The sequence below is a fragment of the Ornithinimicrobium sp. F0845 genome (assembly GCF_023015765.1).
In the GTDB taxonomy this organism is placed as follows: Bacteria; Actinomycetota; Actinomycetes; order Actinomycetales; family Dermatophilaceae; genus Ornithinicoccus.
Map to the genome: position 1 here is coordinate 299,193 of NZ_JALKAL010000004.1, position 14,144 is coordinate 313,336.

General features: G+C 72.8%; 9 protein-coding genes and 1 pseudogene. 5 read left to right on the forward strand and 5 right to left on the reverse strand.

The genetic code is table 11. The annotated features are described in order from the left end of the window. Positions 1–8 precede the first annotated feature (8 nt). Together MWU75_RS08850 and MWU75_RS08855 are read left to right on the forward strand one after the other, a co-directional pair. Positions 9–758 (forward strand): class I SAM-dependent methyltransferase, encoded by a 750-nt coding sequence (locus MWU75_RS08850; RefSeq protein ID WP_247089761.1) that lies wholly within the window; start codon positions 9–11, stop codon positions 756–758. Beyond that, positions 755–5,029 (forward strand): alpha-(1->3)-arabinofuranosyltransferase family protein, encoded by a 4,275-nt coding sequence (locus MWU75_RS08855; protein ID WP_247089762.1) that lies wholly within the window; start codon positions 755–757, stop codon positions 5,027–5,029. The genes MWU75_RS08850 and MWU75_RS08855 overlap by 4 nt, the downstream gene beginning before the upstream one ends. Here MWU75_RS08855 and MWU75_RS08860 read toward each other — a convergent pair. Next, complete coding sequence (locus MWU75_RS08860; RefSeq protein ID WP_247089763.1) at positions 5,014–6,240, reverse strand: acyltransferase; 1,227 nt, start codon at positions 6,238–6,240, stop codon at positions 5,014–5,016. The genes MWU75_RS08855 and MWU75_RS08860 overlap by 16 nt on opposite strands. A gap of 105 nt (positions 6,241–6,345) precedes the next feature. Between MWU75_RS08860 and MWU75_RS08865 the strand changes: the two genes are divergently transcribed. After that, positions 6,346–7,488 carry a DUF3068 domain-containing protein gene (locus MWU75_RS08865; RefSeq protein ID WP_247089764.1) on the forward strand — a complete coding sequence of 381 codons (1,143 nt, stop codon included), beginning with the start codon at positions 6,346–6,348 and terminating at the stop codon, positions 7,486–7,488. A 3-nt stretch (positions 7,489–7,491) separates the two neighbouring features. On the opposite strand, the gene MWU75_RS08870 is transcribed toward MWU75_RS08865, so the two are convergent. From MWU75_RS08870 to MWU75_RS08880, 3 genes are all read right to left on the reverse strand, one after another. Then, complete coding sequence (locus MWU75_RS08870; RefSeq protein WP_247089765.1) at positions 7,492–9,024, reverse strand: ATP-dependent DNA ligase; 1,533 nt, start codon at positions 9,022–9,024, stop codon at positions 7,492–7,494. A gap of 64 nt (positions 9,025–9,088) precedes the next feature. Continuing rightward, on the reverse strand, positions 9,089–11,068 hold the full coding sequence (locus tag MWU75_RS08875) for a polysaccharide deacetylase family protein (RefSeq protein ID WP_247089766.1): 1,980 nt from the start codon (positions 11,066–11,068) through the stop codon (positions 9,089–9,091). Between the two features lie 124 nt (positions 11,069–11,192). Beyond that, positions 11,193–11,978: a VOC family protein gene (locus MWU75_RS08880; protein WP_247089767.1), complete on the reverse strand. Its 786-nt coding sequence runs from the start codon at positions 11,976–11,978 to the stop codon at positions 11,193–11,195. 129 nt (positions 11,979–12,107) lie between these two features. Here MWU75_RS08880 and MWU75_RS08885 point away from each other — a divergent pair, with 129 nt between their 5' ends. Together MWU75_RS08885 and MWU75_RS08890 are read left to right on the forward strand one after the other, a co-directional pair. Next, positions 12,108–13,274, forward strand: coding sequence for a dipeptidase (locus MWU75_RS08885; RefSeq protein ID WP_247089769.1), 1,167 nt, complete (start codon positions 12,108–12,110; stop codon positions 13,272–13,274). Positions 13,275–13,318: 44 nt separating this feature from the next. Continuing rightward, entirely contained in the window at positions 13,319–13,693 is a 375-nt protein-coding gene (locus tag MWU75_RS08890) for a DUF3052 domain-containing protein (RefSeq protein WP_247089771.1), read from the forward strand. A 65-nt stretch (positions 13,694–13,758) separates the two neighbouring features. Here MWU75_RS08890 and MWU75_RS08895 read toward each other — a convergent pair. Continuing rightward, positions 13,759–14,144, reverse strand: a pseudogene (locus MWU75_RS08895) (hypothetical protein); the annotation flags it as partial.

A 14,144-nucleotide genomic window follows, 5' to 3' on the forward strand; every position in this document is an offset into this window, starting at 1 on the left:
GTTCTCGCGTGGACGACGCGACGATGCCGGGCTCGGGGACCCTCGCGCGCTCCGTCCATCTGTTCCGCGCGTTCCTGGTCGAGCAGAGCGACCCGGACCGCTTCTACCGCGTGCTCGCCGCCGACTCGGTCCGCGAGGTCGCCCGTTTCACGGACCTGACCGACGCCGACGTGGTGGACGTCGGGGGCGGCCCGGGCTACTTCGCCGACGCCTTCCTCGCGGCCGGCGCCCGCTATCTCGGGATCGAGCCGGACGCGGGCGAGCTCACCGCACGGGGCCACGCCGCCGCCAACACCCTGCGCGCCTCGGGGCTGGCACTGCCTCTCGCCGAGGCCGGCGTCGACCTCTGCTACTCCTCCAACGTGCTGGAGCACGTGCCGGACCCGGAGCGGATGGCCGAGGAGATGGTGCGCGTCACCCGCCCCGGCGGCACGGTCTATCTCTCCTGGACGCCCTGGTTGTCCCCGCACGGTGGCCACGAGACCGGGATGTGGCACTACCTCGGGGGTCGCCGGGCGGCCGACCGCTACGCCCGGCGGCACGGCCACCGGCCGAAGAACGACTTCGGCACCTCGCTGTTCGTCTGCCCGGTCGGCCGGATGCTGCGCTGGGCCAGGGCTGCGCAGGCCTCCGGCCGGGTCCGGATCGTGGCCGTCGAGCCCCGCTACCACCCGGCCTGGGCGCGCTGGATGATCCGCGTCCCCGGCGTCCGCGAGGTGGTCAGCTGGAACGCCGTGATCGTCCTGGAACGCACGTGAGGACCATTCCCGCCGAGGCGACCGACCAGCCCGCGGACACCGCCCAGCCCGCCGGCACCGACCAGCCCGCCGGCACCGACCAGGCCGGCCCCACGACATACTCCCCCTGGGGTGCCCGGCTCCTGCTGGGCTGCCTGGCGCTAACCGCCCTGATGTTCCGCCAGGACCAGGGCCTCGTGGTGCCGGACACCAAGCTCGACCTGACCGCCGACCCGCTCGGCTTCCTCGGCCGCGCCCTGCACCTGTGGGACCCGCACGGCTTCCTCGGGCAGCTGCAGAACCAGGCCTACGGCTACCTGCTCCCCGTCGGGCCCTTCCACGCCGTGCTCGTCGAGCTGGGCCTGCCCGGGTGGGTGGTGCAACGGCTGTGGTGGTCGGTGGTCCTCTGCGTGGCCTTCCTGGGCGTCTGGCGCCTGGCCCGCGCCCTGGGCATGGGCTCTCCGTGGGCGGCCTACGTCGCGGCCTTCGCCTACGCCCTGACCCCGCGGATGCTCAGCGAGGTGACCATCACCTCGGTCGAGGTGTGGCCGATGGCGATGGCGCCGTGGGTGCTGCTGCCGCTGGTCAGCCGGGCGCCGCTGAGCTGGTGGGGTCGCATCTGGCGGTCTGCGCTGGCGGTGGCCCTGGTCGGCGGCGTCAACGCGGTCGCGACCGGTGCGGTCCTGGTGCTGCCGACCCTGTGGTTCCTGACGCGGCGGTGGACCCGCGAGACCGTCGTGGCGGGCCTCGGCTGGCTCGCAGCGGTCGTGGTGGCGATGGGCTGGTGGCTGGTCCCGCTGCTCGTCATGGGCCGGCACAGCCCGCCGTTCCTGGACTGGATCGAGTCCGCCGCCGTCACCACCATGGTGGCCGCGCCGAGCGAGGCGCTGCGGGGCACCAGCCACTGGCTGATGTACCTGGTCACCGCGAGCGGCGCCACGTGGCCCGGCGGACGGCAGTATGTCGAGGCGAGCCTCCTCGTCGCCGGCACCGTGCTCATCGCCCTGCTCGGGCTGGTCGCGCTCACCCGGGCGCGCACGCCGCACCGGCTGTTCCTGGCGGTGGGCCTGGGCACCGGGCTGGTGCTGGTGGGCGCCGGGCACACCGGTCCGCTCGCGGGCGTGCTGGCCGAGCCGGTGCAGGCCCTGCTCGACGGACCGCTGGCCGCGCTGCGCAACACGCACAAGTTCGAGCTCGTGGTCCGGCTGCCCCTGGTGCTCCTCCTGGCCAGCGCCCTGACCGAGCTGGCCCGGTGGGGGCGCGAGCGCGGGGTCCACCGGCACCTGGTCCCGTTCGTCTCCGCCTGCCTGGTCGTCGTCGTGGCCGCGCCGGCGCTGGCCGCCACCCTCCCGCGGGCGGGGGGCTACCAGGAGATCGCGCCCCACTGGGTCGAGGCCGCCGACTGGCTGGACGGCCAGCCCGGTGCCGGCACGGTGCTGGTCGTCCCGGCGGCACCCTTCGCCGAGCACACCTGGGGCGCCACCCGCGACGAGCCGCTGCGGGCGCTGATGGACCGGCCGTTCGCGGTCCGCGACGCGGTGCCCCTCGGCGGTGCCGGGTCCACCCGCTGGCTCGATGAGATCCAGCGGCGGATCGGCTCCGGAGACGGGGGCGTGGACCTGGCGGCCTCCCTGGCCCGGGGCGGGGTCGGCTGGGTCGTGGTCCGGAACGACCTCGCGCTCACGGCCCACGAGACCCCGCAGGTCGCCGCGCACCAGGCCCTGGCCGGCTCTGGCCTGGAGCGGGTCGCCGAGTTCGGGCCGCCGGTCGGCCCGGTCGGGGAGTCCGACAGCCACACGGTGCGCCAGCGCACCGTCGTGCCGACGCCGTCCGTCCAGGTGTACGCCGTGCCGGACCCGACCGTCGCCCGGCTGGCCCCGCTCTCGGAGACGATGCTGCTGACCGGTGGCCCGGAGGACGTCCCGGGCCTGGTCCGGTTCGCCCCGGCATACCTCCTCGCGGACGCGGCGAGCCACCTGGCCGACGCGCTCCCGGACGCGGTGACCGGCGGCACGGTCGTCAGCGACGGCTATCGCCGGCGGGCGGTCAGCTTCGGGCAGGCCGCGGACAATCTCTCCGGCATGATGACCGCGACCGCCGAGCCGCCCGCGCGGCGGGTCAACGACTACCTGCTGCCGGGGATCGGCGACCCTGCCGTGCTGACCTGGCCGGACCCGGTCGCCGGGGTCACGGCCTCCTCCTCCGCCTCGGACGCGGACGCGGTGGCCCGCCGGGGCGCCGGCTACGACCCGTGGCGCGCGATCGACGGCGACGACTCGACGACCTGGCTCACCGGCGCTCTCGGCTCGCCGGAGGACCAGTGGTGGCAGATCGACTTCACCCGGCCGCAGGACCTGGGCCGGACCCTGTCCATCCGGGTGGGAGCCTCGGCCTTCTTTGCTCCCGTCCAGTCGTGGCGGGTGGTGACCGACGCCGGCAGCGAGACGACCGTGGTCGACCCCGACGTCCTGGACCAGGAGCTGCTGCTGCCGGAGGGGCCCACCCGGAGCCTGCGACTGGAGGTCGCCTCGGTGCCCGACGACACGCTCGCCGGCGCTGCCCTCGCCGAGGTGTCGCTGCCGGGCCTCACGCCGGTCGCGCCGGATCTCGCGGTGCGCCCTGTCGAGGGGACCGTCGACGTGGTGTCGCTCCGCACGCAGCAGGTCGGTCGCTCGGCGTGTCTGATGCTGGGCCAGCGGCCGCTGTGCGCGGGCCTCCAGGCGGCACCGATGGAAGAGCCTGCGGGCCTGCACCGCACCCTCGCGCTCGACGTCGGCGGCCCGTATGCCGTGAGCGGCCAGGTGATGCCGGTCGACGGCGAGGCCCTCGAGGAGCTGCTCCGCGTGCCCGGGCAGGTCACGGTCCAGGCGTCCTCCCGGGACGTGTTCGCGGCCTACGGGCGGCCGGACACCGTGGTCGACGGTGACGAGGGGACCGGCTGGGTGGCCGGGCCGCTGGACCAGGAGCCGACGCTGACCCTGGAGCTCCCGCAGGAGCGCGCGCTGACCGGCCTGCGGCTGACCAGCGACTACTTCCTGCCCGCCAGCCGCCCCTCGGAGATCAGCGTCAGCCTGGATGGCGCGGAGCCGCTGGACCTGGTGCTCGACGGCGCGGGAGAGGTCTCCTGGCCGGAGACGTCGGCCCGCGAGGTCGAGGTCACCTTCGGTGCCTCGTTCACGGTGACCACCTCCGACCCGTCCCTGCCCGGCGTGGTGCGGGGCCTCCCGGTGGGCGTCAGCGAGCTGACCCTGCTCGGGGCCGAGGATCTGCCGGTGCCGGACCCCGACCGGGTGCCGGACCCCGACCGCGCGCTGGACCCCGACCGGGTGCCGGACCCCGACCGAGTGCTGGACCTGCCGTGCGGCTCCGGGCCGGAGGTCGTCGTCGACGGCATCGCGGTGCAGACCCGGGTCAGCGGGACGGCCCGCCAGGTGCTAGAGCGGGACCGGCTCGACTGGGTGCCCTGCGACGGTGAGGACACTGTGGCGCTGACCGCGGGCACGCAGCGGATCAGTGCGTCGACGACCGAGCACTGGGTGCCGGTCGACCTGACCCTGGTGCGCGATGACAGTCCCCTCACGCGCGATGGCGGTCCCCCCACGCGCGATGGCGGTCCCCGCGCGCGCGATGACAGTCCTGCCGCGGCGGGCGGGACGGGCGCCGCGCTCGAGCTGACCCGCCCCTCGCCCGCGTCGCTGGAGGTCACCGTCCCGGCCCGCGCGGAGGACTCCCTGGTCGTCATCGCCCAGAACGCCGGTGCCGGCTGGTCGGCCGACCTGATCACCGACGGAGGGACCCGCACCCCGCTGGAGCCGCTCGTCATCGACGGCTGGCAGCAGGGTTTCGTCGTCCCGGCCGGTGAGGCCGGCGTGCTGGAGGCCGCGTTCGGACCGGACCGTCCCTACCGGCTGGGCCTCGGCCTGGGTCTGCTCGCACTGGGCGGCCTGCTCGCGGCCGGGCTGTGGTGGCGACCCGGACGGTCGGTGCACCCGGCCCTGGCGGCCCGGCCGAACCGCGCGGAGCGGTGGGGTCTGGTCGGTCTCCTCGCGGTGCTCTTCGCCGGTCTCTGGGGGCTGGGTCTGGCCGTCGTCGCCGCGGCAGCGGTCCGGCTCGCCGGCCGCCGGGCGACCACCGGCGTGACGATGCTGCTGGGCGTGGCGGGAGCCGCCCTGCTCGCGTGGTCCGGCCCGGAGCCGCAGGGGAGCGGCGTCGCGGACGTGCTGCCCCAGATGCTGATCCTGCTGACGGTCCTCATGGCGCTCGGCGCCGCCGCGGATCAGCGCCGACCGTAGACGGTCCGGCCCCACTCCATGATCGGCCGCTCGATCCACCGGTAGCTCAGGGCCGCGACCGGGATCGTGACGACCAGCGTCGGCACCAACAGCCGCCAGAACCCGCCGGTGAAGTTCTCGTGACCCACCACGGGGCCCACCAGCTCCAGGATCAGCAGGTGGTAGGCGAAGATCCCGTAGGAGATGTCCCCGAACCACCGACCGACCCGTCCCCCGAGTGCCCGCGCGGCCGGTGCGTCCTCCCCGTCGCGCAGCGCCGCCACACACGGCAGCACCATGAGCAGCGCGAACACGGCATACGCGAGGTTCTTGAACGCGGCCTCCCCGGGGACCGCCGCCTCCAGCCCCCGGGACCCAGCGATCGGGGTCGAGGCGATGACCAGGACCGCGAGCGCGCAGAGCCAGAGCGTGCCGGGGTGCCTGGCCAGGAAGTCGATCCGGCCGGTGGGGAGTATGCCGAGGCACCGGGCCTGCTGCCAGGTCACCAGCGCCATCCCGATGGCGAACCACCCGAGGTAGGCGGGGAGCCACTGGGGGGCCGTCGCGTGCCCGAGGGCGGTCACGACGCCGACCCAGACCGGGCTCAGCACCACCAGCAGGCCTAGGGCCACCAGGCTGCGTCGCACGAACGACAGCGGGTCGCGGGCGGTGCGGACGAGCAGCCACGCCAGCAGGGGCAGCGCCACGTAGAACGCGCCCTCGACGGCCAGGCTCCACATCTGGGTCAGCCCGAGCACCCAGCTGTCCGGCCAGTAGATGTGGATCAGCAGCATGTGCCGCAGGTAGACGCCGGTCGGGGTGCCGTGGTCGAACAGGACCCAGACCGCGGCGACGGCCAGCCAGAGCACCGGCAGGATGCGCAGCGCCCGCCGCCAGAGGTACCCACGCAGGTCGGGCACGGGCGCGCCGGTGAGCCGTGCCACGGCATACGGCCGGTAGAGCAGGAAGCCGGAGATCACGAAGAACAGCGCCACACCCGCGTCGAACCGGGCGAGCAGCCCGCCGAACGGCTCGGTGAAGCTCGTCGCCGTGTGGGCCGAGACATGGGTGATGACCACCATGAGGGCGCCGACGGCGCGCAGTCCGTCCAGCGGGCTGAACCTGCGACGCAGGAGAGCCCGGGTGCCGTATGCCGAGGTGCTGGCGCCCGCCGACCCGTCGGCGGAGTCCGGGGCGCCGACGGTGTCTGGTTCACGGGCGGGTGCGGTCATGTCGCGCCGACTCTACGACACCCCGACGTCGCTGTCGCCGATATCTGTCCCGCGAGATTACCCGCTGGTAGGCTCCGCGTCAGTCCTGTCGGCAAAGGAGCCCCGATGCGCCGCACCCTCGGTATTGTCAGCCTGATCCTCGGCGCGTTCGCGCTGCTGCTCGGCCTGCTGGCCAAGCCCGTGATCTATCCCAGCCTGACCAAGGTGGCCCTGGACCAGGATTCCACCTCGATCTCGCGCGGCGAGAACATGCAGGCCCTGAAGGTCTCGGCCGAGGGCGTGGAGAAGCTGGACGGGGTCACCCTGCTGTCGACCCGGCGGGTCGTGGGCATCCCGGGCCTGGCCGAGGGCAACAACGCCTTCTGGCAGACGACCGTCCGGTCCGAGGTCGAGGACGGCCCGCTGCTGACCCTCTCGGACGAGGGCGTCTCGTTCGACCGGACCACGGCCCTGGCCACCAACTGCTGCGGTGACTACATCGCGGTCGGCGACGCGGAGGCCCCGGAGGAGGAGGCGGAGCGCGAGGCCATCCAGCACGACGGGCTCTTCTTCAAGTTCCCGTTCGACACCCAGCAGGAGGACTACCCCTACTGGGACGGGTCGCTCGGCCGGGCCGTGACCGCCGAGTTCCAGGGCGAGGAGACGATCGAGGGCGTCAGCGCCTACAAGTTCGTCATGATGATGGGTCCGGAGGAGGTGTCCGAGAGCCAGGGGCTGCCGGGCGCCCTGTTCGGCACCGACGAGCCGGTGGAGGCCGCCCGCATCTACGAGAACACCCGCACCGTCTGGGTCGAGCCGAACACCGGGGTGATCCTCAAGGGCCTGGAGGAGCAGAACGTCCACTTCGCCCCGCGCGACACGAGCCTGCCGACCGTCCCGATCACGGTCGGCACCATCGGCTACACCGATGAGACGGTCGCGGCGAACGCCGACGAGTTCGGGTCCTCCGGCTCGATGCTGGCGCTCATCCGTGACCGGCTGACCTGGATCGGGCTCGTGGCCGGCCTGGCGCTCCTGGCGCTCGGCGCCTTCCTCACCCTCGGCGGCTCCCGCTCGCCCCGTGCGGCCGGTGGCTACGAGGACGGTTATGAGGACGGCTACGGCGAGGTTGATGACGACGAGGCTGGCTACAGCGAGGCTGGCTACGACCGGGAGGACGACAGCGGCTACGACACCGCGGCGCACGATGGCGAGGGTGACAGCGAGCTGCTCACCCGTCGGATGCACCGCGAGCGCGACTCCCGCTGAGGCTCAGCCGAGGAAGGCCCTGACCGTCTCGATCGTGTCGATCTCGGTGACCGGCTTGTCATCCCGGTAGCGCAGGACCCGGGCGAAGCGCAGGGCGACCCCACCGGGGTAGCGGGTCGACCGCTGCACCCCGTCGTAGGCGATCTCGACGACCTGCTCCGGCCGGACGTGGACGACGTGGCCCTCGCGGTGGGTCTCCAGCCCCAGGAACCGCTGGGTCTGCCACTCCAGCATCTGGTCGGTCATGCCCTTGAACGTCTTGCCGAGCATCACCAGGTCACCGGTCTCGGCGTCGCGTGCCCCCAGGTGGATGTTGGACAGCCAGCCGCGGCGCCGACCGCTGCCCCACTCCACGCCCAGCACCACCAGGTCGAGGGTGTGCCGCGGCTTGACCTTGACCCAGCCCGCGCCGCGTCGCCCCGCGGCATACGGGGTGTCCAGCGCCTTGACGACCACGCCCTCGTGCCCCGCCGCGACCTGCTCTGCGAAGAAGGACCGCGCCACGTCGGGATCGTCGGTGACGACCCGTGGCACCAGCAGGTGCGGCGCGAGGTCCGTCAGGACGGACCAGCGCTCCCGGGCCGGCTCGTCCACGAGGTCACGTCCGTCCACGTGCAGCAGGTCGAACAGGAAGGTCGTGAGGGGGACTCGGGTGCGCAGCGCCGCCGGGTCGGCGGTGCTGGCGGTGCGGGCGCCGGTGACCTGGAACGGCTGCGGCCGGCCGTCAGTGGCGAGGGCGATGACCTCGCCGTCGAGCGCGGCCCGCCGGGCCGGCAGGGCCCGGATCACCTCGACGACCTCGGGCATCCGGTCGCTGACCTCCTCCAGCGTCCGGGTGAACAGGCGCACGGTCCCCTCGTCGAGGTGCGCCTGCAGCCGGATGCCGTCGACCTTGGTCTCGACCGCGACGGGAACCGAACCGTCCACGGCCTCGTCGATCTCGGGTGCCGACGCGGCGAGCATCGGTCGGAGCGGGCGACCGACCTCGAGCCCGATCCGCCGGAGGGCGGCGACCGCAGGGTCACCCGCGCCGGCGGACAGTGCGGCGTCCGCGACCGGTCCGGCGAAGCCGGCCAGCATCACCGCCCGACGCACCTCGGCCTCGGGCACCGCTGCCGCCTCCGCGATCGCCTTGAGCATGACGCCGTCACCGGCACCCTGGCGCAGCTCGCCGGTGATCAGCCCCACCAGCCAGCGCTGCTCCTCGGTCGTGGCCCGGCCGAACAGTGCGGCCAGCTCTGCGCCGCGGGTGGCCGCCGACCCGGTCCCGGCGATCGCGCTCAGCCTGCTCAGCCCCGCGTCGACCTCGAGCACGGTGAGGCTCGGTGTCTGCGCGGCAGCGGGGAGAGCCTGCAGACCGCGCCAGCCCACCCCGACCGTCCGCTGCGGCAGTCGCCCGGCGAGGTAGTCGGTGACCACCCCGACCTCATCGGGCGAGGCCTCCCGCAGCGTCTCCGCGAGCGCGGCCACCTTGGCCGTCCGGGACCTGGTCCCAGCGACCGCTGCCGATGTCTCGATCACCCGCGCGAGCTGCATACTGACAGCATCCACCCGGCCACCGACAGACGGCACCTCCGATGCACCCCGACCTAGCCCGGAGTCACTCCTGGGGCAGCTCCGCGGCGTCGAGAGGTGGCACGTAGTCGGCGCCGTCGAATACCTGGGGCTCGGCCTCGACGGAGGCGTCGATCACGTTGCCGCGGGAGTACACCAGGTCACCGGGGCCGGCCCACGGGACGAGGTCCTCCACGGTCACGAAGTGGTAGCCGCGGGCACGCAGGTCGGCGACGATGCCGGGGACCGCCGCGACCGACTGGGAGATCGTGTCGTGCTGCAGCACGATCGCCCCGTTGTGGATGTTGTTGCGGACGTTGGCCCGGATCTGTGTGGTGTTCCGGTTCTCCCAGTCGCGGGTGTCGATGCTCCACAGGATGAGCGGGACACCCAGGTTGCGGGTGTTGGAGTTCCACGCACCGTAGGGCGGGCGCAGCATGTCCGTCGGCGCGATCCCCAGGCTCGTGAGGAGATCCCGGGTCGAGGTGTACTGCGCGCGCTGCTGGGACAGGGACAGCGTGTTCATCTCCGGGTGGTTCCAGGTGTGGTTCTCGACCTGGTATCCGTGGTCGTAGGTGCGTTTGACGGTGTTCGGTCGGGCGTCGGACTGCTGGCCGACGACGAAGAACGTCGCGGGGACGTCCAGGTCGTCCAGCGTGTCCACCAGCTGGCTGGTGTAGGCGGACGGTCCGTCGTCGAAGGTCAGCGCCACGCACTTGACCGCGTCGCAGTCCGGGCCGGGCGGGGGTGGTGTGGCGGCCGCCGCGGCGTCGTCAAGCAGCTGCGCGCACACCGCACCCTGGCCGCCGAGGGCGACCACGGTGCTGGGCTGCACGTCGGCAAGGTACTTCTGGATGATGTCGGGCACCTTGATGCACGGGCCGTTCACCAGCAGGACCGGCCCGTCGGTCAGCACCCCGGAGGCGACGGCGTCGGTCAGGTTGGCCCCGTCGCCCCGTGCGATGTAGACCCGGTCGCTGCCGGAGGGGAAGGCCCGTTGGGCGACCGCGACCGAGGTCGCGTAGCGGGTCGTGCCCGCGAGGCGGCCGGTCTGGCGCCCGTCGGCGGCCTGGTTCAGCAGGGTGGTGCTGACCGAAGCCGTGCCACCGAGCGCGATCACGCGGACCGGGTCGAGCGCCGCGATCGCCTCACGCGTCACCAGCGGCAGGTGGGTGCCCCCGGGGTTTGTCAGCAGGATCGGGCCGTCGGTCAGCGTGCCACCGACCATCGCGTCCGGGGAGCTGTTGCCCCGCGCGAGGTAGACGGTCGGGGCGCCGCCGGCAAACTCGTAGAGCCCGACAGCGGCTGCGGTCGCGGCCCGGTTCTCGCCGCTCAGCCGGTCGGTCGGGCGGCCGTTGGCGGCCGCCTCGAGCTGGGCGTCGCAGACGGCCAGGTCTCCGCCCAGAGCCACCACCGTCTGTGGGTCGAGCCGCTCGATCTCTACCGTGACGACATTGCGCGGAGAGGCGCAGTCGGCGGGGACGAGCAGGACGGGTCCGTCCGTGAGGACGCCAGCGGTCAGCGCGTCGGCGAACACGTCGGCCCGCGCGAGGTACACGCGCTCCGCGTCACCAGGGTTGGGGAACGCCCACTTCGAGATCGCGGCCGAGGTGCCGTAGCGGTCCGCGCCCGCCAGGCGTGCCTTCGTGGCGGCGGGGCCGACCGTCGTGGCCGGAGTGCTGGCGGCGGGGCCAACCGTCGTGGCCGGGCTGCTGGCGTCAGCCGCCATGCCGTCGGCCTCCGCGCCGTCGGCCTCCGCGCCATCGGCCTCCGCGCCGTAGGCCTCCGTCGCGGTGCCGGTGCGGGCGAGGCCGGTGTAGGCCAGACCGTGCACCGAGATCCCGAGGTTGCCCGCGACGGACTCGGTAGCGAGCGCGACCGCTGGCGCCGCGAGGTATGACGCCGCTGCAGTTGGAGCAGTCGGTGCAGCATGACCACTCGCCGAGCTGCCGAGCGCGGCAGCAGCGGGAGCGAGCGCGACGGCGGCCGCAGCCAGTCCCGTCAGAAAAACCCCCTTGGTCTTCACTTGACTCAGACTAGACCGGTTCTTGACCCCTGCATATACCTCTGGAGAAGGAACTTTCACGTCGGCTCGGTGGGGGGCGGTCCCGGCACTCCGCACCCCACCGGGCCGGGCGGTCACATCGCTGCTACATCGGGGGGGGCTCCGCCGGCGGCTCGATGACACCGAACATCTCACCGTCGGGTCCGGTGATGACCGCGACGCGGCCGAACTCGAAGGCGTAGGGCTCCATCACCACCTGAGATCCGGCCGCTCGCGCACGTTCCAGGGTCTCGTCCAGACTCGCGACGTTGAAGGTCACGGACCAGTAGGGCGACTGGCCCTCGTCGACCACCCCGATCCCACCGGCGGGACGCTCACCGCCGGGGACACTGAACATGGCATACGACATACCGTCGCTCGACATGTCCTCGTAGGTGAAGCCGAAGACGCTGGCGTAGAACTCCTTGCCCTTCTCGAAGTCATCCACCATCGCCTCGCACCAGGACACCGAGCCCTGGGTGTCGTAGACGTTGAAACCGGTGTGCTCGCCATACTGCCAGGCACCGAAGACAGCGCCCGTGGGGTCGGTGAACAGGCCCATCGACCCGAGCGCCTCGAGCTGCATCGGCGGGAAGATCGACGACCCTCCGTGCTCGGCGACCGACTGCGCCACCGACTCGATGTCCTGCGTGCCCAGATAGGTGGTCCAGTAGTGACCCGGGTCGTCCATGCCCGGCATCGGCGGGGCCAGCCCGGCCGCCGGCTGACCGTCGACCAGCGCCATGAAGTAGCCACCGAACTCCTCGGTGGACTCGGTGAACTCCCAGCCCAGCACGTCGGCGTAGAACGCGCGTGATGCGTCCGGGTCACTGACCGACAGGTCGACCCAGCAGGGGGTGCCCGCCGGCCAACTCTCCAGGTGAATCGCCATGGTCGCTCCTTTGTGGTGGCGGCGGACCTGTGCAAGTCCGTCGGCGAGGGTCGGGCCGGGCGGTGACCCCGCGGCGGCTCCGGTGTCCTGACTCTAGGACTGACCACCGACAGTGATAAGACTCATCGGGTGAACACACCGGAACGTCTCCGTGACCTGCTGCGCCACCACCCGCTCGTGGACGGGCACAACGACCTGCCGTGGCGGGCTCGTGCCCTGGTGGGCTACGACTGGGACGCGCTCGACATCGCGGGCGCCACTCCCAACCACACCGACCTGCCGCGGCTGGATGTCGGTGGGGTCGGGGCGCAGTTCTGGTCGGTCTTCGTGCCCTCCACCCTGCCCCCGGACCAGGCCGTGATCCAGACGCTCGAGCAGGTCGACGCGGTCTACGGCATGGTGGATCGCTACTCCGACCGGCTCGGGCTGGCCACGACGGCGGACGAGGTGGACGCCGTCTTCGCCTCGGGACGGATCGCGTCCCTGATGGGCGCCGAGGGCGGGCACTCGATCGGCTGCTCGCTGGGCGCCCTGCGCGTCCTCCACCGCCTGGGGGTGCGCTACCTGACCCTGACCCACAACGACAACGTGCCGTGGGCCGACTCCGCGACCGACGAGCCGGTCCTCGGAGGGCTGTCCGACTTCGGCCGAGAGGTCGTGCGGGAGATGAACCGGGTCGGCATGCTCGTCGACCTGTCCCACGTCTCCGCGGACACCATGCGCGACGCCCTCGCCGTCACACAGGCGCCGGTCATCTTCTCGCACAGCTCGGCGCGGGCCATCTGCCCGACCCCGCGCAACGTTCCCGACGACGTCCTGGAGATCCTCGCGGCCAACGGCGGCACCTGCATGGCCGTGTTCGCACCGCAGTTCGTGTCACCCGAGGTCTGGGAGTGGAAGGTCGAGGCTGCCGCGGCGGCAGCCGAGGCCGGGATCACCTCGACGGACCTGGAGGCCTTCGAGCCGTGGGCCGAGCAGTATGCCGTCACGCACCCGCAGCCGCGCGCGACCCTCGAGCAAGTGGTCACCCATGTCGAGCATCTGCGCGAGGTGGCCGGAGTCGACCACATCGGTCTCGGCGGCGACTACGACGGGGTCTCGAGCCTGCCGGTCGGACTCGAGGACGTGTCCGGTTATCCGCGACTCCTGGCGGCCCTTGCCGACCGCGGCTGGTCCGACGGCGACCTGATCAAGCTCGCCGGCGCCAACGTGCTGCGCACCCTGCGCGACGCCGAGGCGGTGGCTCGGGACCTGCAGTCGCGGCGCGGACCGAGCCGGGTGCAGTTCGACGGATGATGCAGCTTCTGGGTACGCCCGCTCTCTTTGCGTAGGCTTCTTGGATGGCCAGACCTGTCGCGGAGAAACTACAGATCAAGCCCGGGCGCGAGCTGCTCGTCGTCGGCACCCCTGACCAGCATGCGCTCCTGGAGCCGCTCCCAGACGGAGTACGGACCATGACCGACGGAGCCCCGCCGTCCGGTGGGGTAGCAGTGCTCTTCACCGCCGACCGCGTGGCCCTCGACGAGCACGTGGAGACGATCCTGCCCCGGCTCAGCGGCGTCCGCGCCGTCTGGGTCGCCTACCCCAAGGCCAACCGGACGGACATCAACCGCGACAGCATCTGGCGCCGGGCCGAGGAGATCGGCTGGACCGCCACCGCCAACGTCGCGCTGGACGACGGCTGGTCGGCGGTCCGGATCAAGCCCGTGTCATAAACACCTCGTCCCGGCACGGTGCATCGGGCCGGATCTGCGCCCCGATCCTCGCCTGTTGGCGCCCCTCAGAAGGGTGGTGGGGTGTCGTCGGGGGTGGCCCAGGGGCCGTGTTCGGGGGTGTCCTTCGCGGGCGTGGCGGCGGGCGGTCCACTGGTCACACCGTCCGCGGGGTCCGGCGTGTCGTCCGTGGGGGCCGCCCCGTCCGCCGGGCTGTCCGTGGTGCCTGGTGCCGGGCTGTCCGCCGCGCCTGGTGCCGGGCTGTCCGCCGCGCCTGGTGTCGGGCCGTCTGTCTTGCTGGTGGCCTGGTAGGTGGCCTGTTCGGGGTGGGTGGCGTGGGTGTGGCGGGCGCGTTCGGCAGCGGCGGTGTCGGGGTTGGGTCCGTTGACCAGTCGGCCGGTCTTGAGGTTGCGGCGGGTCAGGCGGATGAGGTCCCAGCACTGGAACCGGTGGT

Excerpts from the sequence above, each read along its gene's own strand:
- MWU75_RS08890 (WP_247089771.1), top strand. The coding sequence starts at position 13,319 with ATGGCCAGACCTGTCGCGGAGAAACTACAGATCAAGCCCGGGCGCGAG.
- MWU75_RS08860 (WP_247089763.1), bottom strand. The coding sequence starts at position 6,240 with ATGACCGCACCCGCCCGTGAACCAGACACCGTCGGCGCCCCGGACTCC.
- MWU75_RS08870 (WP_247089765.1), bottom strand. The coding sequence starts at position 9,024 with ATGCAGCTCGCGCGGGTGATCGAGACATCGGCAGCGGTCGCTGGGACC.
- MWU75_RS08865 (WP_247089764.1), top strand. The coding sequence starts at position 6,346 with ATGCGCCGCACCCTCGGTATTGTCAGCCTGATCCTCGGCGCGTTCGCG.
- MWU75_RS08880 (WP_247089767.1), bottom strand. The coding sequence starts at position 11,978 with ATGGCGATTCACCTGGAGAGTTGGCCGGCGGGCACCCCCTGCTGGGTC.